Consider the following 20,057-nt stretch of genomic DNA (forward strand, 5'->3'; position numbering starts at 1 on the left):
CGCCCTTCCGCAGTTGCGCTTCACTTCGCTCGCCATGACCAGCTTACGGTGGGACTTCCACCCACAAGAATGCGCCCATGCTGGGCGCACAACAAGAACGGCGCGGTTATGAGCCGCGCCGTTCCGCCTACCGTTATTGTCGTTCTTAGAACCGGTAGGTCACCCCCGCCCCGATCAGCCAGGGATTGATCTTGGCCTTGCCGGAGAGCGGACCGAGAACGTCATGATCGGCCTTCCAGTCGGTTTCCAGGAAGATCTTCTTCACGTCGAAGTTCACGCCCCAATGCTGGTCGATCATGTAGTCGAAACCGACCTGCAGTGCTGCGCCGAAGTTGTTCTCTACGTCGAGGTTATGGAAACCGGCCTTTTCCGACTGGTTGTAGAACAGCGAATAGTTGACGCCCGCACCGACATAGGGCTTGAAGGCGCCGAAATCGGTGAAGTGGTACTGCAGCGTCAGTGTCGGCGGCAGGAGCCAGGCGCGACCGACCGGGACGCCGACGGCACCGTCTTCCTTGATATTGGCATAGGTCGTGCCGAGAATGAGTTCGGCGGCGATATTGTCGGTGAAGAAGTAGGTGATATCCAGTTCCGGGATCACCGAGTCAGAATAGGAAAGATCCGAGCCAGGAACACCGTTCACGGAACCCTCATCCTCAGTGATGACGCCCAAACCGCGTACGCGGATCTGCCACGGGCTTTGCCCAGTCACAACTTCCTCCGCCGCCGGGGCAACGGGAGCCGGCGTCAAATCCGCGGCCGCTGCCCCGAATGCGAAAAAAGCCGCACTTGTGCCCGCCAGCCATCTCAGATGCCGTGCGCCATTCCTGTTCATTTCGTCTCTCCTGGGATCAGAATCTCTTTGCGCAGACCGGTCTACGGCCTTCATCGAAGAGTCGGATTGATCAGGATCAACCCTCACCGCCCTGGGGATAGGAGTGGTAAATATGTCGCAGGGAATATCGCTTTCCGGCGGGTGAGCGGCCTGAGACTGCATATGCTGCCGCGGCGGTACAGCCTTCATTGCTGCGGACTGCTTTGCAGTTCCGACCGATTCGGCATAGGCTTGCCGCACTTGCCCGTCGAAGCCGCCCCATGCACATACCTTTCCGTTTTCTCATCCCGCTTCTGTTTCTTCTCAAACCGGTTGCCGGCGTGGCCGCCGGCGGGCCGGAGCGGGTGGAGCTCGACGCGCCTCTGCCCGGCCTGTCGGCGACTTATCTCGATCTCGCCAAGCGGATCGTCCCCGACCTCGCCAAGACGGAGGGTGCCGGCTGGCAAGGCTTCACGCTGGACGAGACGACCGCGCAAAAACTCGATCTGGATATCGATTGGCCGGACGGCCTGACGATCGAGAACGTGGAGGTCATCGACCTTGCCTCCGCCGCCCATCCGAACATCGCTGTCCTTTTCGATTTCGGGGGCTCAGGCGGTGATCCTGCCGCCCCTGCCCTTCTCGTCCTCTATTCCTTCGATGGCAGCCCCGGATTGCTACCGAAACTACGCGACGTTCTGAATGTCGGGCTCGATCGCGACACCGGTTTTCCAGACGCGGCCCTGCAGCCGCTCGGCCCGCAGTCGCAGCTGATCGTGGTGAGCAACGGCCACTGGAACTCGCAGCAGTCCTACCGGGACCTGACGCTGGTGCTGGCCCAGCCGGACCGTCTGCAGATCATCGATGATGTCATGACGTTCTCCGAAACGCTCTGTGGTCTGCGCCGCACTCAGGAGCCGCATATCTCGGTGAAGAAGGAAGCCACGATGCCGATGGCCGCCGTCCGTGTCGACGTCCTGCTGCACGACGAACCGATCAAAGAGCGGTGTACGGAAAAGGCTGTCGCCAGGCGTGACCGGACCATCGGCGCCACCTATCGCTGGAACAAGGTCGGCGGCCGATACGAGCCCGACTCCGCCGCGCTCGAACGGCTCGCCCTGGAAAACGAAAAACGTTTCTGACACCCCCCGGAGGGCCGGCGTATCAGGCCAGCTTGCGCCCGTTAGGCACGATCATGCCTGCGGCGCCTTCCAGCCAGCCGGCCTTCAGTTCCAGCGCCAGGAAACGAGAGCGCTCGAAGGGGCCGGGCATGACCAGATGCCGGGTCTTGTCGGCAAAGAAGCCGAACCGTTCATAATAGGCCGCATCGCCCACGAGCAGGACGGCACCGTGGCCGCGCTTATGGGCCTCGGTGATCGCCGCACGCATCAATGCGCCGCCAATCCCCTTCCCCTCATGAGCGGAATCGACCGCCAGCGGGCCGAGCAGCAGCGCTTCGATCGGAGTACCGTCGGGCGAGATGCCGGCTTCGACATTCCAGAGACGCACGGTGCCTGTCACATGACCGTCCGTATCGCGGGCGACGAGCGCAAGACCCTCCGCCGGCACGCGGCCGCGGCGGATCTTTTCAGACGACTTCAGCCTGCGATCCGGGCCCATGGCGCGATCGAGCAGGTTTTCGCGAGCCACCACGTCGGCCGGTGTTTCGGCGTCGATGATGAAAGTGGTGTTCGGCGCAAAAAGGGCGCGGACAGAATCAAGAACAGTGGCCATCTTGGCCTCCCGAACTCAAAACCGTTTCAGACGGCATCGGAGGATCATTGTGAATGTGCCGCCCCGACTGGTTACGGGGCCGGCGGAAACGAACGTCTTAGATGACGTAGGCCTTGAGCGGCTCGAAGCCGTTGAAGGCGACGGCCGAATAGGTCGTCGTATAGGCGCCGGTGCCTTCGATCAGAACCTCGTCGCCGATCGTCAGAGAGACCGGCAGCGGATACATGTTCTTCTCGTACATCACGTCGGCCGAGTCGCAGGTCGGGCCGGCAAGCACGCAGGGCTCCATCTCGTCCTGATCACGCTCAGTGCGGATCGGGTAGCGGATCGCCTCGTCCATCGTTTCGGCAAGACCGCCGAATTTGCCGATGTCCAGGAAGACCCATCGGTGATTGTCGTTGTCCGACTTCTTCGACACCAGCACGACTTCCGCCTTGATGACGCCTGCGTTGCCGACCATGCCGCGGCCCGGCTCGATGATCGTCTTCGGCAGGTTATTGCCGAAATGCTTGCGAAGCGAAGCGAAGATCGCCTGGCCATAGGCTTCGGCAGACGGCACGTCGCGCAGGTACTTGGTCGGGAAACCGCCGCCCATGTTGACCATCTGCAGGACGATGCCCTGCTTGGCGAGCGAGCCGAAGACGCGCTTGGCATCGGCAAGAGCCGAATCCCATGCATCGACCTTGGTCATCTGCGAACCGACATGGAAGGACACGCCGTAGGATTCCAGGCCCAGCTGGTGAGCGTAGACAAGAACGTCGACAGCCATCTGCGGCACGCAGCCGAACTTGCGCGACAGCGGCCATTCGGCGCCCTCGCCGTCCGTCAGCACGCGGCAGAACACCTTCGCACCCGGTGCGGCGCGGGAGATCTTCTCGACTTCCTCATGGCTGTCGACGGCATAGAGGTCGACGCCGAGCGCAAACGCACGAGCGATGTCGCGCTCCTTCTTGATCGTGTTGCCGAAGGAGATCCGGTCAGCCGAAGCGCCGGCGTCGAGCGCCATCTGGATTTCGGCGACCGAAGCGCAATCGAAGTTGGAGCCCATCGAAGCAAGAAGCTTCAGGATTGCCGGCTCCGGATTGGCCTTGACCGCGTAATAGATCGCGCTGTCCGGCAGGGCATGACGGAAGGCGGTGAAATTGTCGCGCACGACATCGAGATCGACAACAAGGCACGGCCCTTCCGGACGTCGGCTCTTGATGAAGTCGAGGATACGAGCAGTGGTCATCGGTCAGTCCCTTCAAATCTTCAGGCTCCGGCTCACGAACCGGAGGACAAAGGACGGATGAGAATGCGTTCGGCCCAGTTGGTGGAGACACCGGTACCGTGAACACGCTCAAACGCGCGATATGTGGATCAACGCCCTGCCACGAGCAATGATCCGGCTTTGTCTGCCTTGGATTGGAGGGTTGTCCCTACCGCACTTCCGGCAATGATGGTGTGCCTCTTCAGTATTGCAGGCTGATGGAAAGCCTGCAGAGACCAGAAAGGCCCGCACCGTCGTTGCTTCAAGATGTCCTCGCATTTCCCGGTTGGCCGGAATAGCGACTGGAGGGGTTAGTTCCAGGTACCTTACCGATGACCTCACCTAATCGAGGGTCGGCGGACACCCACAGGCACGTGCGACTTTGGGCAAGCCGGGAGATAAGAATATTCGCCGTCATAATCAAGAGATTTTTTGGCCGTCATCGAAAATTCGCATTGCACAATCGCCGACGGCATCCCACCTAGGACTTCACCAAGCAAGGGGGCGACATTTGGATACTCTGACACGCATGCGGGCCTTCATCGATGTGGTTGAAGCGGAAGGGTTTTCAGCCGCCGCACGACGGACCGGCCGGTCGAAGGCGCTGCTGTCGAAATATGTGCGCGAATTGGAAGACGACCTGGGCGCGCTGCTGCTCAACCGCACCACCCGCCAGTTCTCGATGACCGAGGCCGGACACACTTATTATCGCACCGCCGCCGACATCCTGAAGGAGATCGACAACCTTGCCGATCTGGTGCGCGAAAACAACGCCGATCTCAAGGGACGGCTGAGGGTTTCCGTGCCGCGCACATTCGTCGATGCCGAGGTCGGCCAGTCGCTCATCGATTTCGCCAAGACGCATCCGGACGTGTCTCTGGAAATCGTCGCGGAAGACCGGTTCGTCGATCTGATCGAGGAGAATTTCGATCTCGCCATCCGAATCACCAAATTGGAAGATTCCGGCCTGATTGCCAAGAAGCTGTCCGACTTCCGGGTCTATACCGTGGCGACGGCGGATTTCGTTGCCCAATACGGGCCTCTGGAACACCCGCAGGACCTCAACCGGGTTCCCTTCATCATCGATACCAATTCGCGCTGGCACAACAATGTGCGCTTCACGAATGCCGAAGGCTCCACCATTTCGGTCGCCGTCAGCGGTCCGATAGAGGTCAACAGCCCGCAGGCGACGCTCAGGGCCGCCCGCGCCGGCATCGGCGTGGCGATCATCCCGGATTTCATCGCCAATGCATCGATCCAGTCGGGCGAACTCGTTACCCTCTTCGACGACTACATTGCCAGGGATCGCGGCATCTATGCCGTCTACCCGCATCGTCGCTACCTGCCGGCCAAGGTCAGGAGCTTCGTCGATTTCCTCTCCGCCTGGTTCCGCAGGCAACATTGAGCCGATAGGCTCAGTCAGCCCGAGTCGAAATTCCGTCTCATTTACGAGGCAAAGCAGGCACTGGCGAACGGGGAGAATCAGACGGATTATGCGTTATAATATTGCAACAATTGTAACGCTTGCGGCAATCTGCTCACCGCTTCCAGCACTTGCCCATCCGCATATCTTTGCCGAAGCCAGGCTGGAAGTCGTTGCAGGCAATGACGGCAATCTCGGTGAACTGCACAATGTCTGGCGCTTCGACGAGGTGTTCTCCTCCAGCGTCCTGCTCGATTTCGACAAGAACACCAATCTGAAGCTGGACGAGGACGAGCTTGCCGAACTCGGCGAGGTGATGCGCAAGTCGCTTTCCGATTACCATTATTTCACGACCATCACGATGGATGGGGCGAATGTCGGCGTTCAGCAGCCGGACGCGATCCATGTATCGCTCGAAGGCAGCCAGATTCTCGTCATCTTCGCGATCAAGCCGGAAAAGCCCGTCCCGCTGAAAGGCAAGCTCGCCTTCGGCATCTATGATCCTTCCATGTACACCTCGATCGATTTTCCGACCGATGGCGACCTGGTGGCGAAGGGGTCCGGTTTCACACATTGCCAGCACAAAGTGGTGCGTCCGGATCCAGACGAAGTGCTTTCGCAAAACAGCGCTTCGCTGACTGACGCCTTCTTCAGCGATCCGACCGGCACCGACATGTCGAAATTGTTCGCCACCAGACTGGAAATGACATGCTGACAATCCGCCGCACTCTGGCGCTGACCGTTCTTGCGGCGCTGGTGATTGCCGGCGCCGCGCATGCCCAATCGCCGCTCGGCGTCGGATCGGCCGAACCCGCCTTCTCGGTCGGCGGACCTTTCGGTCCCTTCCTCGCCTGGATCAACACGCATCAGCAGGCGTTCTACCGGGCGTTGACGGGCGCGCTGAGAGCGATGCGGGAGGACCCCTGGGCGCTTTCCGGCTTGATCGGCCTTTCCTTCGCCTACGGCGTCTTCCATGCGGCCGGCCCCGGGCACGGCAAGGCAGTGATCTCCTCCTACATGATCGCCAACGAGATCGCGCTGAAACGCGGCATCGTCATCTCCTTCGTTTCCTCCCTTCTCCAGGGCGCGGTGGCGATCCTGCTGGTCGGAACAGCCTTCGTGCTGCTGCGCGGCAGCGGCATCTCCATGACGCAGGCGACCCAGGCCATGGAGATCGCAAGTTTCGCGCTGGTGGCGCTTTTCGGCGCCTGGCTGCTTTTCAGGAAGATACACGCGCTCCGCATGCGCGTGGTGAGCCTTCCGATGGCCGCACCGGCCGCCTCCGCCGCCCTCGGTGGCCGCGGTTCGACAGGTCTCAATTTCCGGGCGGTCGAGGTACAGGATCACGAATATCAGGGCCAGGGCGACTATTGCGAGACCTGCGGCGTCAGCCATATGCCGGACCCTGCAACGCTGGAAGGAAGGGACTTCAGCCTGCGGGAAGCCTGGTCGGCGATCATTGCCGTCGGCCTGCGCCCCTGTTCCGGTGCCATCCTGGTGATGAGCTTTGCGCTTCTGAACAGCCTTTATCTCGGCGGCGTGCTTTCGGTGCTGGCCATGTCGATCGGCACCGCAATCACCGTGACGATCCTGGCAAGCATAGCGGTGGGCGCCAAAGACCTCGCGCTTCGGATCGCCGGCCCCGGTTCACGAACAGGACGGCGCATCGGCCATGCAATCGAAATCGGCGGCGCGCTTTTCGTGCTTTTGGTGGGCCTCTCCCTGCTCGGGGCGTCGCTGCAGGCCTAAGTCAGATCGTTACGACGATCTTGCCGAACTGCTGGTTTGATTCAAGAAAGCGGTGCGCCTCGACGATCTCCTCGAACGGAAAGGTTCTGGCAATGACCGGTCTGAGCAAGCCTTTTTCCAGTCCTGCAAGGATAAACGCCTTGGCCGCTTCCAGCCGAACAGGGTTCCCGGTGATCTCGTGGACGAGATAACCGCGCAGCGTCAGGCTCTTGACAAGCACTGTGAAAAGCGGAAAGGGCGTCGGTTCCGCACTCAGCCCTCCATATTCCAGAAGAAGCCCACCGCGCGACATGGCGGCCGTCAGCGGCTCGAAGATCGGGCCGCCGACCGCATCCAGCACCACCCTGACGCCTTCCGCTCCACTGATCTGCTTTAGACGAGCCTCCAGATCCTCTTCCGCCGAAGCCACAACATGGGTGGCGCCTGCCTGCAGCAGTGCCTCCTTCTTGGCCGACGTTCTCGTGATGGCGATGGGAGTCGCGCCGACAAGATTGGCGATCTGGATCGCGGCAAGCCCGACACTGCTCGAAGCCGCGCTAATGGCGACGAAATCGCCTTTCGCAACCTTTGCGATCTCGATCAGGGCGCCGTAGGCGGTGAGATACGACATCCAGAGGGCGGCTGCGGCCTCGAAGCTCAGTGAGGGCGGATGCCTGACCAGAAGACGGGCTGGAAAGGTGACCTCGTCGCCATAAGCCGGCCAGCGGATCATCGAGATGGGTGGCACGATGCTGACGGCGTCGCCCGGCGCAAATTCTTTGACGCCCTCCCCGACCATGTCGACAATGCCGGCCGCCTCAAGCCCGAGGCCCGAAGGCAGGCTGGGCGTTTCGATATAGGTTCCGGCCCGCAACAGGGCCTCGGCACGGTTGAGGCCGAGCGCCTTGACGCGAATGCGTACTTCACCCTCTCCAGGTGGCTGAGCATCGATAGTCTCGATGCGCAGAACCTCGGGACCACCATGCTCATGGAAGCGAACGACGCGTGCCATTGATACAACTCCGAAATTATTGAGTTGAATGAGCTATGACATCCGTCAAATCCGCGATAAATGCCAGTTTTGGCGAGACAGAAATAACCAGAGCTTTCGAATATGGATCGATTGAGCAGCATGGCCGTATTCGTCAAGGTCGTCGATCTGGGCTCCTTCGCGGCGGCCGCAGGGGCGCTTGATCTTTCCGCTCCCATGGTCGGCAAGCATGTGCAGTTTCTTGAGCAGCGGCTGGGCGCCCGCCTTCTCAACCGGACGACGCGCCGCCAGAGCCTTACCGATCTCGGCCGCGCCTATTACGACCGCTGCCGGATGATTCTCGCAGAAGCGGAGGCCGCCGACGCATTGGCAGTCGATCACCAGTCGGAGCCGCGCGGCCGGCTGAGGGTGGCCGTGCCCGTCCATTTCGGGCGGCATTGCGTCCTTCCCGTGCTGATGGACTTTGCACGGCAATATCCGGCACTGGAGCTGGATCTCTCCTTTGGAGACCGTTTCGTCGATCTTGCCGATGACGGCTATGACCTGGCGATCCGTACCGGCGAACTGGAAAGCCGCGCCGGCGTCATCGCCCGCCGTGTTGCCCGCCAACCCATGGTCGTCTGCGCCTCACCGGCCTATCTTGAAAACCACGGCCGGCCGGATACCGCTGAGGAACTCGCGAGCCATCGCGCGGTAGTCTACCGGCGGTCTGGACCGGTTCCGCCCTGGCTGTTTCCAAAAGAAGGGCTGCCGCCGCTGGAAGTGACTCCGCCCAACCGCATCCGGCTGGACGATCTCGATGCGATCGCCGATGCCGCCGTGATGGGCATGGGCCTGGCGTGGGTGCCGTACTGGCTTGTGCGCGGGCGGATCGAGACCGGCGCGCTGATCAGGCTCCTTCCGGATCAGCCGCCGTTTCTCTACGATTGCCACGCCCTTTGGCTGCAGACGCCGTATCTGCCGTTGAAGGTCCGGCTCGCCGTCGACGCCCTTGCGTCCGCACTGCCGCGGCTCATGAGAGCCGGCGCCTGACTATTTCCGCCGCTGGAAACGAGCCCTCAGCCAGAAGATCAGGAAGAAACAGAGGAGCAGCGCCGCGCCGACGACGAAGCCGAGCACGGGCGAATAATTGCCGATCCAGAGCACCAGTGTCGGCAGGAAATAGATCACCAGTCCGACGCAAAGCAGGATGACAGCGGCGGCAATCGCCTGGGAACGGCTCTCGGGAGTCATGCGGCAGTTCCCTCTGCAATCTCGGTGCGGATATCTTCGAGCTTGCGTTTCTGCTTGCCGTCCGCATCGAAATTCTCCGGCGCAAGCCAGGCTTCGAAAGCGGCCTTGATGACCGGCCATTCGCTGTCGATCATCGAAAACCAGGCGGTATCGCGGTTGGCGCCCCTAGAGATGACGTGCTGGCGGAAGACGCCCTCGAAGGTGAAGCCGTAGCGGCGCGCCGTCACCTTGCTCGCCTCGTTTTCATTGTGGCACTTCCACTCGTAGCGGCGGTATCCGAGATCGTCGAAGACGTGCTTCGCCATCAGGTAATGCAGCTCGGTCGACATGGGCGACCGCTTCATCGCGAGGCCGTGGGCGACGGAACCGACTTCCACCACGCCATTCTTCGGGTCCGGGCGCATGTAGCTCGCCATGCCAACAATCTCGCCGGTGGCGTTCTCGCGGGCGATCAGCGTGACATAGCCGCCCGCCTGACGGACCGACTGCAGCCAGCGATCAAGGTCGTCGGCTGTGGCGTAATCCTCATTGGGAAAATACTTCAGGAGGTTGTTGATGCCCTCCGCGCCGCCGAGTGCGCCCCAAAGCCCCTGCAGGTGCTTTTCCCTTTCATAGGGCTCCAGGGTGACGAACCGGCCCTTCAGGGTAACGGGCGCGGGTGCACCCACTTTGTAATTCTTGAGATCGCGCATGGAAGGCCTCTGTCTTGACGAACAGAGGCTTAGGCCAGCGCATCGGGAAAGGCAACGGGCGCCTCCGATAGGCCGCCACAGAGCAGCCGGATAAATTTCCCTTTGGATCGTTCAACGTCTCTTGACTGACCTAGGTCAATCGTCCTAATCAGTTTGTAGGACAATTGACCTAGAATTGGAACCGGCAGAGGAAGAAGACGAGGATGAACGCTGCAAACACCCGGCAGCATATCGTGGAGGCCGCAGACCAGCTCTTCTACGAGCATGGTTTCGAGGCCACGTCCTTTGCCCACATAGCGGAGGCGGTGCAGCTTTCGCGCGGAAACTTCTATTATCACTTCAAGAGCAAGGACGAGATTCTGGATGCAGTGATTGCCAGGCGGCTTTCAAATACTGCAGCGATGCTCGACGCCTGGGAAGCCGAGAGCCCCACCCCTGCCGAGCGCATCCGGAGCTTCATCCATATCCTCATCACGAACCAGACGAAGATCATGGCCTATGGCTGCCCAGTCGGCACTCTCTGCAATGAACTCGCCAAGCTCGATCACGTTGCGCAAACCGATGCAAGCAAGCTCTTCACGCTGTTCCGCGACTGGTTGGCGCGTCAGTTCGAAGCCATGGGTCGGGGTGCCTATGCCGATGCGCTCGCCATGCATCTCCTGATGCGCAGCCAAGGCGTTGCGGCGCTCGCCACCGCATTTCGAGACGAAGCCTTCATCCGCCGGGAGGTGGATGACATGTGCCAGTGGCTGCAGAGCCAGCAGCCTTGCTGATCAACCCGTTTCCAACCGCTTCCTGACATCCGGCCTGAAGGAGGGCCTGTCCCATGTTCGTCGTCACGCTCCGATTTTCCACCAACAAGTCCCAGGCCCCGCAATTCATGGAGGCCCACAATGCCTGGATCAAACAGGGATTCGAAGACGGCATCTTTTTGCTGACGGGCAGCGTTCTGCCGGGAATCGGCGGCGTGGTCCTGGCCCACAACCTCTCGCGCGCCGAACTGGAGGCGCGCGTTAAGGCAGACCCGTTCGTCAAAGAGGGCGTCGTGACTGCCGATATCCTGGAAATCGCTCCAGGACGCACGGACGACCGTCTGGCATTCCTGAAGGCGTGAACCACCGCCACACCCCGATCGGAGACCGGCACGGACTTTACGCCTCTGACTGGACCGCCGTGTCCTCACCCTGCCAGCTGCCGGTCGCCAATGCAAAGGGCGACCATTCCTCCAGCTCGTAGCGGATGGGCAGGGCGTCGGCCCGCCAGACGACCCTGCGCGGGCGGAACCGCCAATAGCGTTCGGCACCTTCAAGCGGACGGCCTTCCGGATGATCGAAAAGCAGCTCCGCATCGCCGGTCATCTGCAGCAGATTGCCCGTGGAAAAGTCCACAAAGACAAGCCCTGCACGCGGATTGATCGCGATATTGCCGAGCGTGTTGAAGAAGCGATTGCCGACGAAATCGGGTATCGTCAGCCAGCCGTCGTCGCCCACATGCACGAAGCCCGACCGGCCGCCGCGATGGGAGACGTCGACCTGACGCCCGCCCGGAAGGTCGGCATAGGTCGCGACGAAAAATGTGTCGGCCTGCCGCACCAGGGCCAGTGCGGCTCCTTCGAACGTGGAGCTTTCTCGCGGGGGCACAGCGGAAGGCTTTTCCGGTTCTCGCACGAACCTGACCTGCCGAAGCTGGATGTATTTCGGGCAATTGCCGAAACTCTGCTGTACAGAAAGATCGAAGCCGCCAGTATGTCGGTGCAATGTGCCGTTCAGCCGGTTGCGGCGCCGGGTGCCGAGATCGATGCCAAGAAGCGCGAGAGACGCGCCATCATCCATTCCGGTCTCCGCTGGATCGGCAAACTCCCTTTCCAGCTCAACCGAAAGCCTCTCGGAATCCGGCGCCTGGAGAAACCCTGGCAGGCCGGCCCGAAGGGTCGCCCAGACATCACCGCCCGGATCCACGGCTCCCAGGACCACCATCGGCAGCAGTGGATAGAACTCCCGATGCTGATCGATCAGGTGGTCGCGCACCACACGGCGCCCGATCTCGTCCATCCGCGCGTCCACGCCGTACCGCGCCTGGAGAGCAATTTCGCCGGGATGCCATGGCGATGGAGGCAGGATCGGGCTATCCATGACTTACTCCTCAGGCTGCAAGGCCGACCGGCGTCTTCTGGAAATCGACAAAGCCCGGAAGAGCCTCGACTCGGCTGAGCCAGGCGCGGATGTTCGAATAGTCGGCAAGATCCACGTCTCCTTCCGGCGCCCGCGCCACGTAGCTGTAGAGAGCGACGTCGGCGATCGTCGGAGCTTCGGAGGCGATCCAGCGTCGGCCGTCGAGAGCGGCATCGATGAGCGCCAGGATGGCATGCGAGCGGGGAATGACCTCTTCGGCGCGGTAAGGCGCCTTGAAAACGTTGATGAGCCGCGCCTGAGCCGGTCCATGGGCGATCTGGCCAGCAGCGACCGACAGCCACCGTTGAACCTCGGCGGCACCCTTGGCGTCCTCGGGAAGCCAGTCGCTCCGTCCGGCCTTCTTTGCGAGATAGATGAGGATCGCATTGGAATCGCAGACGATCGTGCCGTCGTCGTCGAGCACCGGAACCTGGCCGAATGGGTTCAGCTTGAGGAAGTCGGCCTGCTTGTGCTCCCCTTTCGAAAGATCCACGAAGACCAGTTCGTGATCGATGCCGAGCAGCGACAGAAAGAGCCGGGCGCGATGCGCGTGGCCCGATAGCGGATGGTGATAGAGCTTCATGTCAGCCTCCTGATTGCAATGACGCCGTCATGATGATTGTTAATCCTGATGATAGTAAGATAGAAATCGCAAACTGAACCATTCCGAAAACTGAAATAATTACGGCGGAGGCAGCATGGACCGGTGGCAGGCGATGCGGGTGTTCGTGCAGGTTGTGGATAGCGGCGGTTTTGCCCCGGCTGCCAAGCTCCTGCATATGAGCCCTCCTTCGGTGACGCGGGCTGTCGCCGGGCTTGAAGATTTGATCGGCACGCGTCTTCTCGTCCGCACGACCCGTTCGTTGAAGCTGACGGCGGCGGGCGAAGGTTATGTCGCAGATTGCCGCCGTATCCTGTCGGAGGTCGCGGAAGCGGAAGCCAATGCCGCGGGCAGTTTTACGCAGCCGGCCGGCTTGCTCACCGTCACCGCGCCTGCACTTTTCGGCCGCATCCATGTGCTGCCGGTGATCCTGGATTTCCTGGACCGTTATCCCGCCATGCAGGTGAAGACCGTTTTCGTGGACCGGGTCACCAATCTCGTGGAAGAGGGCCTGGACGTGGCCATCCGCATAGCCACCCTGCCAGCCTCCGGGCTGATCGCCCGCCGCATCGGCTCGATCAGGCAAGTGCTCTGCGGCTCGCCGGACTATTTCAGCCGGCATGGCGAGCCGGAGAAGCCGGAAGATCTGGCGAGCCACGCGATCATCGGGCGCGACGGGCTGTTCGGGCACTCGGAATGGCTCTTCGGCAAGGACAGCGGCATGCGCGTGCCGGTAAGCTCCAGGCTCATCTGCAACACCAACGACGCGGCGATCGCCGCTGCCGTGGCGGGCTTCGGCTTGTCCCGGTTCCAGTCCTACCAGGTCGCACCTGAAATCGAAGCAGGGCGCCTCAGGATCGTGCTTGCGCAATACGAGCGCGAACCGGTGCCGATCCATATCGTCCATGCGGAGGGACGAATGGTCTCCGCCCGCGTGCGGGCCTTCGTCGACTTCGCCGTCGAACACTTTCGACGGCAGGCCGGCATGGATGCGGGAGCCGCGTGAGGCGTGAGGGAGGCTCGCTCAGACCTTGACCTTGGCCGCCGAGACGGTCGCGTCGATATGATCGATCAGCGCATCCGGCAGGCCGAGGCGGCCGGCAAGCAGATCGAGATAGCCGCGTTCGGCGCGGGTATCGGGATCGATCGTCACCCGGGTGGCGGTATAGAGTTCGACCTTCTGCTCCTCGGTGCGGGCGGCGGCGATCAGATCGTCCATGTCGACCGGATTGGCGAGCTCCTGCGCGATGAAGGCTTCGGCCTCGGAACCGAGATCCACCGCATGCACCTTGTCCATGATATTGGCCCGCTCCGCCGCATCGATATGCCCGTCCGCCTTGGCAGCGGCGATCATGGCGCGCACCAGGGTCAGCGCGAAATCATTGCTGAGCTGCGGCGACTGCGGGCTGAACGGAGAATCGGCCGGCGGCGGCAAAAGCGGGGTTTCCGTCTGTGGCGCGGGCTGCGGAGCAGTCTGCGGCGACTGGCCGGACTTGTAGTTCTTATAGGCGAGATAACCGAGACCGGCGATCGCCGCGATGCCGCCGACGGTCGCGACATTGCCGGCGAGGTTGCGGCCGGTCTTCGTGCCGAGGAGTGCGGCAACGATCGCGCCGGTGGCCATCGGATTGTTCTTCGCAAGCTGGGTCGCCTGCCCTGCCCTGTCTCTCACGCTTCCCGACATGCCGGGTATCTGCGACCCCAGAAATTGATCGAGAAGCTTTTTTGCGTCGAACATCGTCATCTCCCGTTGATGGAATATGGTCAGGAGATAGGAAGCATCGTGCCGGATACAAAGAAGATGACGGAAATTTCACCTTCAGCGGCAAGCCTTAAGCCTTCAGCGCCGCCGCTTCGGCAGCGAGCTTGGTGATGCCGGCCCAATCGGCGGCCGCGACGAGCTCCTTCGGCGCGACCCACGAGCCGCCGACGCAGACGACATTCGGCAGCGAGAGGTAGTCATTGGCATTTTTCAGCGAAATGCCGCCGGTCGGGCAGAAGAGGGTGCCGGCGAGCGGCGAAGACAACGCCTTCAGGTAAGCGGCGCCGCCGGCCTGTTCCGCGGGGAAAAATTTCAGGACGTCGTAACCCTTCTCGCGCAACGTCATCACTTCGCTGGCGGTCGCTGCACCCGGCAAGAGCGGAACTGGAGAATCCTGGGCAGCGGAAAGCACGCCGGGCGTGACACCGGGCGAGACGATGAAGGTAGAGCCCGCCTTCACGGCGGCATCCCAGTCGCGGGCATTAAGGATGGTGCCGGCGCCGACATTGGCGCCTTCCACCTCGGCGGCGACCGCCTTGACCGCATCGAGGGCGGCCGGTGTGCGCAGGGTGATCTCGATCGCTCTGAGGCCGCCGGCGACGAGCGCCCGGGCAAGCCCGACCGCAGACTTCGCATCGTCGACGATCAGCACCGGTACCACCGGCTGCAGTTTCAGGATGGAAAGCAGCTTTTGTGTCTTGCTTTCGGTCTGGCCGGCCATGGCGATCATCTCCGCTAAAACGATTGAAATCTTGTGGTGGGAGATAACGCCCAAGCCTGTCATTGTCGAGAAAAAATGCCGCATAGTGCCCATGCGGGTTTGCCAAAACACGACTTTGCACTAGGGTTGCAGAAGGTTCCAAACCAAGTCAGGCGCCTATGGCCAAGGAAATCGAACGCAAGTTTCTGGTGAAAGGCGACGGATGGCGTTCCGAAGTCTCGTCGTCTTCCGATTTCCTGCAGGCCTATATCGCCTCCGGCGACGATCGCTCGGTACGTATCCGCATAATGGACGGCAAGCGCGCCAAGCTCACCATCAAGATCGGCACGAGCCTGATCGCCCGCGACGAGTTCGAATACGAGATCCCGCTTACCGATGCCGAGGAAATGGCGAAAACCGCGATCGGCGTGGTCCTGGAGAAGACCAGACACGAGGTCAAACACGCAGGCTACGTCTGGGAAGTGGATGTCTACGACGGAGCCTATAAGGGGCTCGTAGTGGCCGAGGTCGAGATGGAGGACGAGAGCGCCCAGCCGGAACTGCCGGACTGGATCGGAAAAGAGGTTACGGGTGACCGTCGCTATTCCAACCTGGTCATGGCGACCGAAGATCTGAGCGCAGAGCTGTCCGATGCCCTATCGTCTGAAGCCCGCTAAACGCTTCACCGCCGAGTTTTGCGCGGTGGCAGAAAGCCAGCTTGCCCGCGCGATCCAACTGCTGGAAGAACAGCCGGACGGCCCGCACGAGGCGGTGCACGATGCTCGCAAACGTTTCAAGCGGGTGCGTGCCCTCTACCGGTTGATCCAGCGCGACCAACCTGAATTTCGCCGGCGGGAAAACGCCCGGATCCGCGACATGGCTCACACGCTCTCGGCAGTCCGCGACGCGACCGCGCTGGTGGAGACGGTCAATTACCTCGCAGAACATGCGACCTCGGCGGAAGAACTCGCCGCGCTGACGGTGGCCTCGAATGCGCTGACGGAACGGCGTGATCGGATCGCTTCCGAAGAACACGACCTCCCCGCCAAGATGGCAGCAGCGATCGCGACCTGCAGGCAGGCCATTGCCGCACTTGGAGAACTCGACCTCGACGACGACCCCCGCAAGACGGCAAAACGCCTTGCGGCGGCCTGGAGGAGACAGCGGTTGAGGGCGCTTGCCGCACTTGCCGCCTGCGAGGAACATGCCGACGCCGAAGTCTATCATGAGCTGCGCAAAAGCGGGCAGACCTACTGGATGCACCTGTCGCTGCTCGGCGAGATCTGGCCTTCGGCAATGCTCGCCAAACAGATGCAGGCAAAGGAACTCGTCGATCTGCTGGGCCACGAGCACGATCTTTCGGTCCTGACCGGGCTGGTCAATGAAAGTCCCGAGCTTTTCGGCGACAGCGAGACGCTGGCGCTCGTTCTCGGCGCCATCATCGCCCGCCAGCAGGCCTTGCGTCATGAAGCGATCGAAAAGGCACACGAGGTCTTTGCCGATGGTGCGGAGACCGAAAGCGGCCTGATCCGCCTTCTCTGGGGAAAAGCGGCGACCTCACCGCGAAAGACCAAAAGCCGCAGGGCGAAAGCCAATGGCAGGGCCGGGAAAGAAACCGCGTTGCGCGGCTAGGCGCAAAGCTGTATTTCAGCGCCATGACAGACAATCTCGCTATATCGCGCCCGGAGACATCCGGCGCCTTTCTCGTAGCCGCGCTTTATCATTTCGCGCGTTTCGACCGCTTTGAGAGTTTCCGCGACCCGCTGCAGGCCTTCTGCGACGAGAACGGCATCAAGGGGACGCTGCTTCTTGCCCGCGAAGGAATCAACGGCACCGTTGCCGGCTCCGACGACGCCATTCGGCGCCTGCTCGCCTTTCTCCGTGCGCAGCCGGAATTTGAAAAGCTGGAGCACAAGGAAAGCCGCGCCTCGAAAATGCCCTTCCTGCGCATGAAGGTGCGGCCGAAAAAGGAAATCGTCACGATGGGCGTCGAGGATATCGACCCCAACCGGATCGTCGGCACCTATGTGCAGCCGAAGGACTGGAATGCGCTGATTTCCGACCCGGATACGATCGTCATCGACACCCGCAACGACTACGAGACGGCGATCGGCATCTTCAAGGGCGCAATCGATCCGAAGACGAAGACGTTCCGCGAATTTCCCGACTGGGTGAAGAACAACGCAGGCCTGCACAACAAGCCGAAGATCGCCATGTACTGCACCGGCGGCATCCGCTGCGAAAAGGCGACGGCCTTCATGAAGGAACAGGGCTTCGACGAGGTCTATCACCTGAAGGGCGGCATCCTGAAATATCTGGAGGACGTACCCGCGGAGGAAAGTCTCTGGGAAGGCGCCTGCTTCGTCTTCGACGAGCGCGTCTCCGTTGAGCATGGGCTGAAGGAAGGCAATCACAAGCTCTGCCATGCCTGCCGCAACCCGATCACCGCCGAGGAGATCACCTCGCCCCATTACGAGGAGGGCGTCTCCTGCTCGCATTGCTACGACAGCCGTACGGACGAAGACCGTGATCGCTACCGGCAACGGCAGCACCAGATCGCGCTCGCCAAGAAGCGCGGCCAGAAACATATCGGCGGATGAAGCAGGCATTATTGCCTTCCGTCATCTGAGGAATGGCAAGGGACCGTACCTTCCGACTGGAGATGGAGCATGCCTGCCGGAAGGGTAGTCCCGAGCTGATTTGCAAGCTCGGGACCATATGCATCTGCTCCGGGGCTCATGCGCCGGAGCATTGGTTTTCGATGTTAGATTCCAAGTCCGCCGGCGATATTGATCGCCTCGCCGTTGATGTAGCCCGCATGGGGACCGGCGAGGAAGCAGACGGTTTCCGCCACCTCTTCGAGGGTTGCAATGCGACGGATCGGATGCATATCAAGGATAGCGTCACGGTTCGGAAGCTCGCCGGCGACGTCGGCAGCCATGTCCGTCGGCATGATCCCCGGCTGGACCACGTTTACCGTGATATTGCGAGGCCCGAGGTCGCGCGCGATGCCCTTGGCGTATCCGGCCAGCGCCCACTTCGTTCCGGCATAATCGGCGACCCCCGGGAAGAGTACATAAGAGCCGAGCAGAGAGCCGATGAAGATGATCCGGCCACCGTCGGCCAGTTTGGGCGCTGCGGCACGCGTGTTGGCAATCGTCCCCAGAACATTGACCTGCCACTGACGGTTGTATTTCTCTCCGTCAAGCTCCGGATCGTCCACCGTCTGTCCCTGGATCGCAATGCCGGCATTGTTTACGAGGATATCGAGTCTGCCAAACTCGGCGAGCACCCTGTCGATCAGCGGCTTCGCGGAAGCAAGGTCAGCTTGGTCGCTCTTTACCGAAATCGCGCGTACGCCCTTCCCCCTCAGCTTCTCCACCACAGCTTCTGCCTTATCCGCCGAAGCGGCGTAGCTGATGGCAACGTCTGCTCCGTGGGCGGCAAGCGCTTCCGCGGTCGCAGCGCCAAGGCCCCGGGAACCGCCGGTCACCAGGGCGACCTTTCCTTTCAATGTATTCGACATGAGATTCCTTCCTTTGAATATGTCGCGGGTACCTGATGTCTGGTATCCACCATTAACATAACGGACGTTACGATAACAGTCGTTATGAAATTTGACATTTGCGGTCAAGGGTTTTAATAACGATCATTATGAAATTAGCTGAGCTAATCTGATGGGTCGCCATCGCGAATTTGATGTGGAGAAAGCGCTCGACGGCGTGTTGTGCGTCTTCTGGCGAAAGGGTTACGAGGGTGCGTCCTACGCTGACCTGACCGCGGCGGCCGGCGTCGAGAGACCTGCCCTCTATTCCGCGTTCGGCAACAAGGAAGCACTCTTCCGCAAAGCCCTTGCGCGTTATTACGAGCGATACCTGGACTATATCCCGGCGGCGCTGAAGCTCCCGACATCACGGGAAGTCGCAGCGCACATTCTTCACAACGCAATCGACCTTAATACCCGTTTTTCCAATCATACGGGATGCCTGGTCATCAACGGTGTTCTGGCTGGGTCGGATGACGCCGAACCCGTGCGGCAAATCCTGATAGAAGCTCGCGCCGTTGCCGAGGCGCAGCTTCGTGGACGATTCGAACAGGCAAAGGCGGAAGGCGACCTTCCCGAAACGGCCAAGCCCGGTACCCTTGCAGCATTCCTCATGGCCGTGCTTCACGGCATGGCGGTGCAGGCAAAAGCCGGTTTCAGTCGCGAAACGCTCGAGGCTGTCGCCGAGCAGGCGCTGTCCTGCTGGCCGGGAGCCAAGTCCACACCATCGGGAAAATCATCCTGAAGGCCTGAGCGGCCCTACTCTTCAAAGCGGCTCGTGGAGTCGCGATCGGTCGTATCGCCGTTTGAGCGGAAACGGCGGCAACCAGGACTCCCGGCGGACGGTCCAGAGCTCGTAGGTTGGCATCAGCTGGTCGGGAGCATCCAGGGATCCGAGGTTGACTTCGACTTCGCCCGCGCTGCAGCGGCGGCCACAATATGCGCTCCGCGGTTAACGTAATGTCTTCAGCGATCGGCCGGAAGCGGCGGTCAGGCCGGTTCAGCAGATGAAACATGAGTCGTGCCGTCCAGCTCGACGTATCGATCCAGGTGCCGTAGCCACTTCCGCTCGATGGCCGCTTCAATATCAATGTCGTTTGCGCGCAGATAGAGTACGAATTGCCCGAACAAATCCGCCGCTTCGTTTTCCAAAGCTTCGCGGGTGCCGCCCAATCCATCGGGGTTCGGTCGGGCCTGACCGTTGATGAGCAGATGTTCGGCTGTGAGTTCCCCGAGCTCCTCCGTCAGTTTGAGCAGATACCAATCCTGGGTCCGCGTAATATTGTGCACCCTTGCGTAAAGCTCTCCGACCCGACCGATACGATCGCTTAATTCCCCGAATGTCGCACTCATTCCCTGCCGCCTCCTAATCTTTTCGAACCGATGCCAGGTGGTTTAGCAGGTGCTTGCGACAG

General features: G+C 61.3%; 24 protein-coding genes and 1 pseudogene. 12 read left to right on the forward strand and 13 right to left on the reverse strand.

The features are described from left to right. Positions 1 to 145: 145 nt before the first annotated feature. Positions 146 to 835 (reverse strand): OmpW family protein, encoded by a 690-nt coding sequence (locus tag EDE09_RS26630; protein WP_105374215.1) that lies wholly within the window; start codon positions 833 to 835, stop codon positions 146 to 148. Between the two features lie 260 nt (positions 836 to 1,095). On the opposite strand from EDE09_RS26630, the gene EDE09_RS26635 reads away from it, so the two are divergent. After that, the gene (locus EDE09_RS26635) at positions 1,096 to 1,956 is read left to right on the forward strand and encodes a hypothetical protein (protein ID WP_105374216.1); all 861 of its coding nucleotides are present in this window, start codon (positions 1,096 to 1,098) and stop codon (positions 1,954 to 1,956) included. Between the two features lie 22 nt (positions 1,957 to 1,978). Here EDE09_RS26635 and EDE09_RS26640 read toward each other — a convergent pair whose 3' ends face one another. Both EDE09_RS26640 and odc2 read right to left on the reverse strand, forming a co-directional pair. Continuing rightward, positions 1,979 to 2,548 carry an N-acetyltransferase gene (locus EDE09_RS26640; RefSeq protein ID WP_105374217.1) on the reverse strand — a complete coding sequence of 190 codons (570 nt, stop codon included), beginning with the start codon at positions 2,546 to 2,548 and terminating at the stop codon, positions 1,979 to 1,981. 97 nt (positions 2,549 to 2,645) lie between these two features. Next, positions 2,646 to 3,779: an ornithine/lysine decarboxylase gene (odc2, locus tag EDE09_RS26645; RefSeq protein WP_105374218.1), complete on the reverse strand. Its 1,134-nt coding sequence runs from the start codon at positions 3,777 to 3,779 to the stop codon at positions 2,646 to 2,648. Positions 3,780 to 4,308: 529 nt separating this feature from the next. On the opposite strand from odc2, the gene EDE09_RS26650 reads away from it, so the two are divergent. The 3 genes from EDE09_RS26650 to EDE09_RS26660 all read left to right on the forward strand — a co-directional run bounded on the left by EDE09_RS26650 (position 4,309) and on the right by EDE09_RS26660 (position 6,969). Beyond that, positions 4,309 to 5,202, forward strand: a complete 894-nt coding sequence (locus EDE09_RS26650; protein ID WP_105374219.1) for a LysR family transcriptional regulator — start codon at positions 4,309 to 4,311, stop codon at positions 5,200 to 5,202. A gap of 88 nt (positions 5,203 to 5,290) precedes the next feature. Then, positions 5,291 to 5,935: a DUF1007 family protein gene (locus EDE09_RS26655; RefSeq protein WP_105374220.1), complete on the forward strand. Its 645-nt coding sequence runs from the start codon at positions 5,291 to 5,293 to the stop codon at positions 5,933 to 5,935. Next, positions 5,929 to 6,969: a nickel/cobalt transporter gene (locus tag EDE09_RS26660; RefSeq protein WP_105374221.1), complete on the forward strand. Its 1,041-nt coding sequence runs from the start codon at positions 5,929 to 5,931 to the stop codon at positions 6,967 to 6,969. The genes EDE09_RS26655 and EDE09_RS26660 overlap by 7 nt, the downstream gene beginning before the upstream one ends. A 1-nt stretch (position 6,970) precedes the next feature. Here the strand turns inward: EDE09_RS26660 and EDE09_RS26665 are convergent, their stop codons facing one another. Next, positions 6,971 to 7,960, reverse strand: a complete 990-nt coding sequence (locus EDE09_RS26665) for a zinc-dependent alcohol dehydrogenase family protein (RefSeq protein ID WP_105374222.1) — start codon at positions 7,958 to 7,960, stop codon at positions 6,971 to 6,973. 102 nt (positions 7,961 to 8,062) lie between these two features. Between EDE09_RS26665 and EDE09_RS26670 the strand changes: the two genes are divergently transcribed. Then, on the forward strand, positions 8,063 to 8,971 hold the full coding sequence (locus EDE09_RS26670; RefSeq protein ID WP_105374223.1) for a LysR family transcriptional regulator: 909 nt from the start codon (positions 8,063 to 8,065) through the stop codon (positions 8,969 to 8,971). On the opposite strand, the gene EDE09_RS26675 is transcribed toward EDE09_RS26670, so the two are convergent. Both EDE09_RS26675 and EDE09_RS26680 read right to left on the reverse strand, forming a co-directional pair. Next, complete coding sequence (locus EDE09_RS26675) at positions 8,972 to 9,172, reverse strand: hypothetical protein (RefSeq protein WP_105374224.1); 201 nt, start codon at positions 9,170 to 9,172, stop codon at positions 8,972 to 8,974. Further along, entirely contained in the window at positions 9,169 to 9,864 is a 696-nt protein-coding gene (locus EDE09_RS26680) for a GNAT family protein (protein WP_105374225.1), read from the reverse strand. Before EDE09_RS26680 ends, EDE09_RS26675 begins: the two co-directional genes overlap by 4 nt. Positions 9,865 to 10,067: 203 nt before the next feature. Here EDE09_RS26680 and EDE09_RS26685 point away from each other — a divergent pair, with 203 nt between their 5' ends. Both EDE09_RS26685 and EDE09_RS26690 read left to right on the forward strand, forming a co-directional pair. Next, complete coding sequence (locus tag EDE09_RS26685; protein ID WP_105374226.1) at positions 10,068 to 10,637, forward strand: TetR/AcrR family transcriptional regulator; 570 nt, start codon at positions 10,068 to 10,070, stop codon at positions 10,635 to 10,637. Between the two features lie 53 nt (positions 10,638 to 10,690). Continuing rightward, entirely contained in the window at positions 10,691 to 10,978 is a 288-nt protein-coding gene (locus tag EDE09_RS26690) for a YciI family protein (protein WP_105374227.1), read from the forward strand. 37 nt (positions 10,979 to 11,015) lie between these two features. Here EDE09_RS26690 and EDE09_RS26695 read toward each other — a convergent pair whose 3' ends face one another. Both EDE09_RS26695 and EDE09_RS26700 read right to left on the reverse strand, forming a co-directional pair. Beyond that, positions 11,016 to 11,996 carry a pyridoxamine 5'-phosphate oxidase family protein gene (locus tag EDE09_RS26695; protein WP_105374228.1) on the reverse strand — a complete coding sequence of 327 codons (981 nt, stop codon included), beginning with the start codon at positions 11,994 to 11,996 and terminating at the stop codon, positions 11,016 to 11,018. 10 nt (positions 11,997 to 12,006) lie between these two features. Continuing rightward, complete coding sequence (locus EDE09_RS26700; protein WP_105374229.1) at positions 12,007 to 12,618, reverse strand: glutathione S-transferase; 612 nt, start codon at positions 12,616 to 12,618, stop codon at positions 12,007 to 12,009. 115 nt (positions 12,619 to 12,733) lie between these two features. Here EDE09_RS26700 and EDE09_RS26705 point away from each other — a divergent pair, with 115 nt between their 5' ends. After that, positions 12,734 to 13,642 (forward strand): LysR family transcriptional regulator, encoded by a 909-nt coding sequence (locus EDE09_RS26705; RefSeq protein ID WP_105374230.1) that lies wholly within the window; start codon positions 12,734 to 12,736, stop codon positions 13,640 to 13,642. An 18-nt stretch (positions 13,643 to 13,660) separates the two neighbouring features. Here EDE09_RS26705 and EDE09_RS26710 read toward each other — a convergent pair whose 3' ends face one another. Together EDE09_RS26710 and EDE09_RS26715 are read right to left on the reverse strand one after the other, a co-directional pair. Then, positions 13,661 to 14,374, reverse strand: a complete 714-nt coding sequence (locus EDE09_RS26710; protein ID WP_105374231.1) for a tellurite resistance TerB family protein — start codon at positions 14,372 to 14,374, stop codon at positions 13,661 to 13,663. Positions 14,375 to 14,468: 94 nt separating this feature from the next. Continuing rightward, positions 14,469 to 15,119, reverse strand: a complete 651-nt coding sequence (locus EDE09_RS26715) for a 2-dehydro-3-deoxy-phosphogluconate aldolase (RefSeq protein ID WP_105374245.1) — start codon at positions 15,117 to 15,119, stop codon at positions 14,469 to 14,471. A 158-nt stretch (positions 15,120 to 15,277) separates the two neighbouring features. Here EDE09_RS26715 and EDE09_RS26720 point away from each other — a divergent pair, with 158 nt between their 5' ends. The 3 genes from EDE09_RS26720 to EDE09_RS26730 are packed head-to-tail and all read left to right on the forward strand — an operon-like array spanning position 15,278 to position 17,698. Beyond that, the gene (locus EDE09_RS26720) at positions 15,278 to 15,775 is read left to right on the forward strand and encodes a CYTH domain-containing protein (RefSeq protein ID WP_105374232.1); all 498 of its coding nucleotides are present in this window, start codon (positions 15,278 to 15,280) and stop codon (positions 15,773 to 15,775) included. Then, on the forward strand, positions 15,750 to 16,730 hold the full coding sequence (locus EDE09_RS26725) for a CHAD domain-containing protein (RefSeq protein ID WP_105374233.1): 981 nt from the start codon (positions 15,750 to 15,752) through the stop codon (positions 16,728 to 16,730). The genes EDE09_RS26720 and EDE09_RS26725 overlap by 26 nt, the downstream gene beginning before the upstream one ends. Positions 16,731 to 16,753: 23 nt before the next feature. Then, positions 16,754 to 17,698, forward strand: a complete 945-nt coding sequence (locus tag EDE09_RS26730; RefSeq protein ID WP_105374234.1) for a rhodanese-related sulfurtransferase — start codon at positions 16,754 to 16,756, stop codon at positions 17,696 to 17,698. A 164-nt stretch (positions 17,699 to 17,862) separates the two neighbouring features. Here the strand turns inward: EDE09_RS26730 and EDE09_RS26735 are convergent, their stop codons facing one another. Then, positions 17,863 to 18,624 carry an SDR family oxidoreductase gene (locus tag EDE09_RS26735; RefSeq protein WP_105374235.1) on the reverse strand — a complete coding sequence of 254 codons (762 nt, stop codon included), beginning with the start codon at positions 18,622 to 18,624 and terminating at the stop codon, positions 17,863 to 17,865. A 151-nt stretch (positions 18,625 to 18,775) separates the two neighbouring features. On the opposite strand from EDE09_RS26735, the gene EDE09_RS26740 reads away from it, so the two are divergent. Next, positions 18,776 to 19,387: a TetR/AcrR family transcriptional regulator gene (locus EDE09_RS26740; protein ID WP_105374236.1), complete on the forward strand. Its 612-nt coding sequence runs from the start codon at positions 18,776 to 18,778 to the stop codon at positions 19,385 to 19,387. Between the two features lie 14 nt (positions 19,388 to 19,401). Here EDE09_RS26740 and EDE09_RS26745 read toward each other — a convergent pair. Then, positions 19,402 to 19,555: pseudogene (locus EDE09_RS26745) on the reverse strand (GFA family protein); the annotation flags it as partial. 77 nt (positions 19,556 to 19,632) lie between these two features. Next, entirely contained in the window at positions 19,633 to 19,995 is a 363-nt protein-coding gene (locus EDE09_RS26750; RefSeq protein ID WP_245422996.1) for a hypothetical protein, read from the reverse strand. Positions 19,996 to 20,057 lie beyond the last annotated feature (62 nt).

It is taken from the genome of Neorhizobium sp. S3-V5DH (assembly GCF_004343065.1).
In the GTDB taxonomy this organism is placed as follows: Bacteria; Pseudomonadota; Alphaproteobacteria; order Rhizobiales; family Rhizobiaceae; genus Neorhizobium; species Neorhizobium huautlense.

Bases quoted from the DNA above. Each gene is read 5' to 3' on its own strand.
- EDE09_RS26690 (WP_105374227.1), top strand. From the start codon at position 10,691: ATGTTCGTCGTCACGCTCCGATTTTCCACCAACAAGTCCCAGGCCCCG.
- EDE09_RS26715 (WP_105374245.1), bottom strand. From the start codon at position 15,119: ATGGCCGGCCAGACCGAAAGCAAGACACAAAAGCTGCTTTCCATCCTG.
- EDE09_RS26655 (WP_105374220.1), top strand. From the start codon at position 5,291: ATGCGTTATAATATTGCAACAATTGTAACGCTTGCGGCAATCTGCTCA.
- EDE09_RS26660 (WP_105374221.1), top strand. From the start codon at position 5,929: ATGCTGACAATCCGCCGCACTCTGGCGCTGACCGTTCTTGCGGCGCTG.
- EDE09_RS26670 (WP_105374223.1), top strand. From the start codon at position 8,063: ATGGATCGATTGAGCAGCATGGCCGTATTCGTCAAGGTCGTCGATCTG.
- EDE09_RS26705 (WP_105374230.1), top strand. From the start codon at position 12,734: ATGGACCGGTGGCAGGCGATGCGGGTGTTCGTGCAGGTTGTGGATAGC.
- EDE09_RS26735 (WP_105374235.1), bottom strand. From the start codon at position 18,624: ATGTCGAATACATTGAAAGGAAAGGTCGCCCTGGTGACCGGCGGTTCC.
- EDE09_RS26750 (WP_245422996.1), bottom strand. From the start codon at position 19,995: ATGAGTGCGACATTCGGGGAATTAAGCGATCGTATCGGTCGGGTCGGA.
- EDE09_RS26630 (WP_105374215.1), bottom strand. From the start codon at position 835: ATGAACAGGAATGGCGCACGGCATCTGAGATGGCTGGCGGGCACAAGT.
- EDE09_RS26665 (WP_105374222.1), bottom strand. From the start codon at position 7,960: ATGGCACGCGTCGTTCGCTTCCATGAGCATGGTGGTCCCGAGGTTCTG.
- EDE09_RS26635 (WP_105374216.1), top strand. From the start codon at position 1,096: ATGCACATACCTTTCCGTTTTCTCATCCCGCTTCTGTTTCTTCTCAAA.
- EDE09_RS26680 (WP_105374225.1), bottom strand. From the start codon at position 9,864: ATGCGCGATCTCAAGAATTACAAAGTGGGTGCACCCGCGCCCGTTACC.
- EDE09_RS26720 (WP_105374232.1), top strand. From the start codon at position 15,278: ATGGCCAAGGAAATCGAACGCAAGTTTCTGGTGAAAGGCGACGGATGG.
- EDE09_RS26700 (WP_105374229.1), bottom strand. From the start codon at position 12,618: ATGAAGCTCTATCACCATCCGCTATCGGGCCACGCGCATCGCGCCCGG.
- EDE09_RS26685 (WP_105374226.1), top strand. From the start codon at position 10,068: ATGAACGCTGCAAACACCCGGCAGCATATCGTGGAGGCCGCAGACCAG.
- EDE09_RS26695 (WP_105374228.1), bottom strand. From the start codon at position 11,996: ATGGATAGCCCGATCCTGCCTCCATCGCCATGGCATCCCGGCGAAATT.
- EDE09_RS26725 (WP_105374233.1), top strand. From the start codon at position 15,750: ATGCCCTATCGTCTGAAGCCCGCTAAACGCTTCACCGCCGAGTTTTGC.
- EDE09_RS26710 (WP_105374231.1), bottom strand. From the start codon at position 14,374: ATGTTCGACGCAAAAAAGCTTCTCGATCAATTTCTGGGGTCGCAGATA.
- EDE09_RS26675 (WP_105374224.1), bottom strand. From the start codon at position 9,172: ATGACTCCCGAGAGCCGTTCCCAGGCGATTGCCGCCGCTGTCATCCTG.
- EDE09_RS26730 (WP_105374234.1), top strand. From the start codon at position 16,754: ATGACAGACAATCTCGCTATATCGCGCCCGGAGACATCCGGCGCCTTT.
- odc2 (WP_105374218.1), bottom strand. From the start codon at position 3,779: ATGACCACTGCTCGTATCCTCGACTTCATCAAGAGCCGACGTCCGGAA.
- EDE09_RS26740 (WP_105374236.1), top strand. From the start codon at position 18,776: ATGGGTCGCCATCGCGAATTTGATGTGGAGAAAGCGCTCGACGGCGTG.
- EDE09_RS26640 (WP_105374217.1), bottom strand. From the start codon at position 2,548: ATGGCCACTGTTCTTGATTCTGTCCGCGCCCTTTTTGCGCCGAACACC.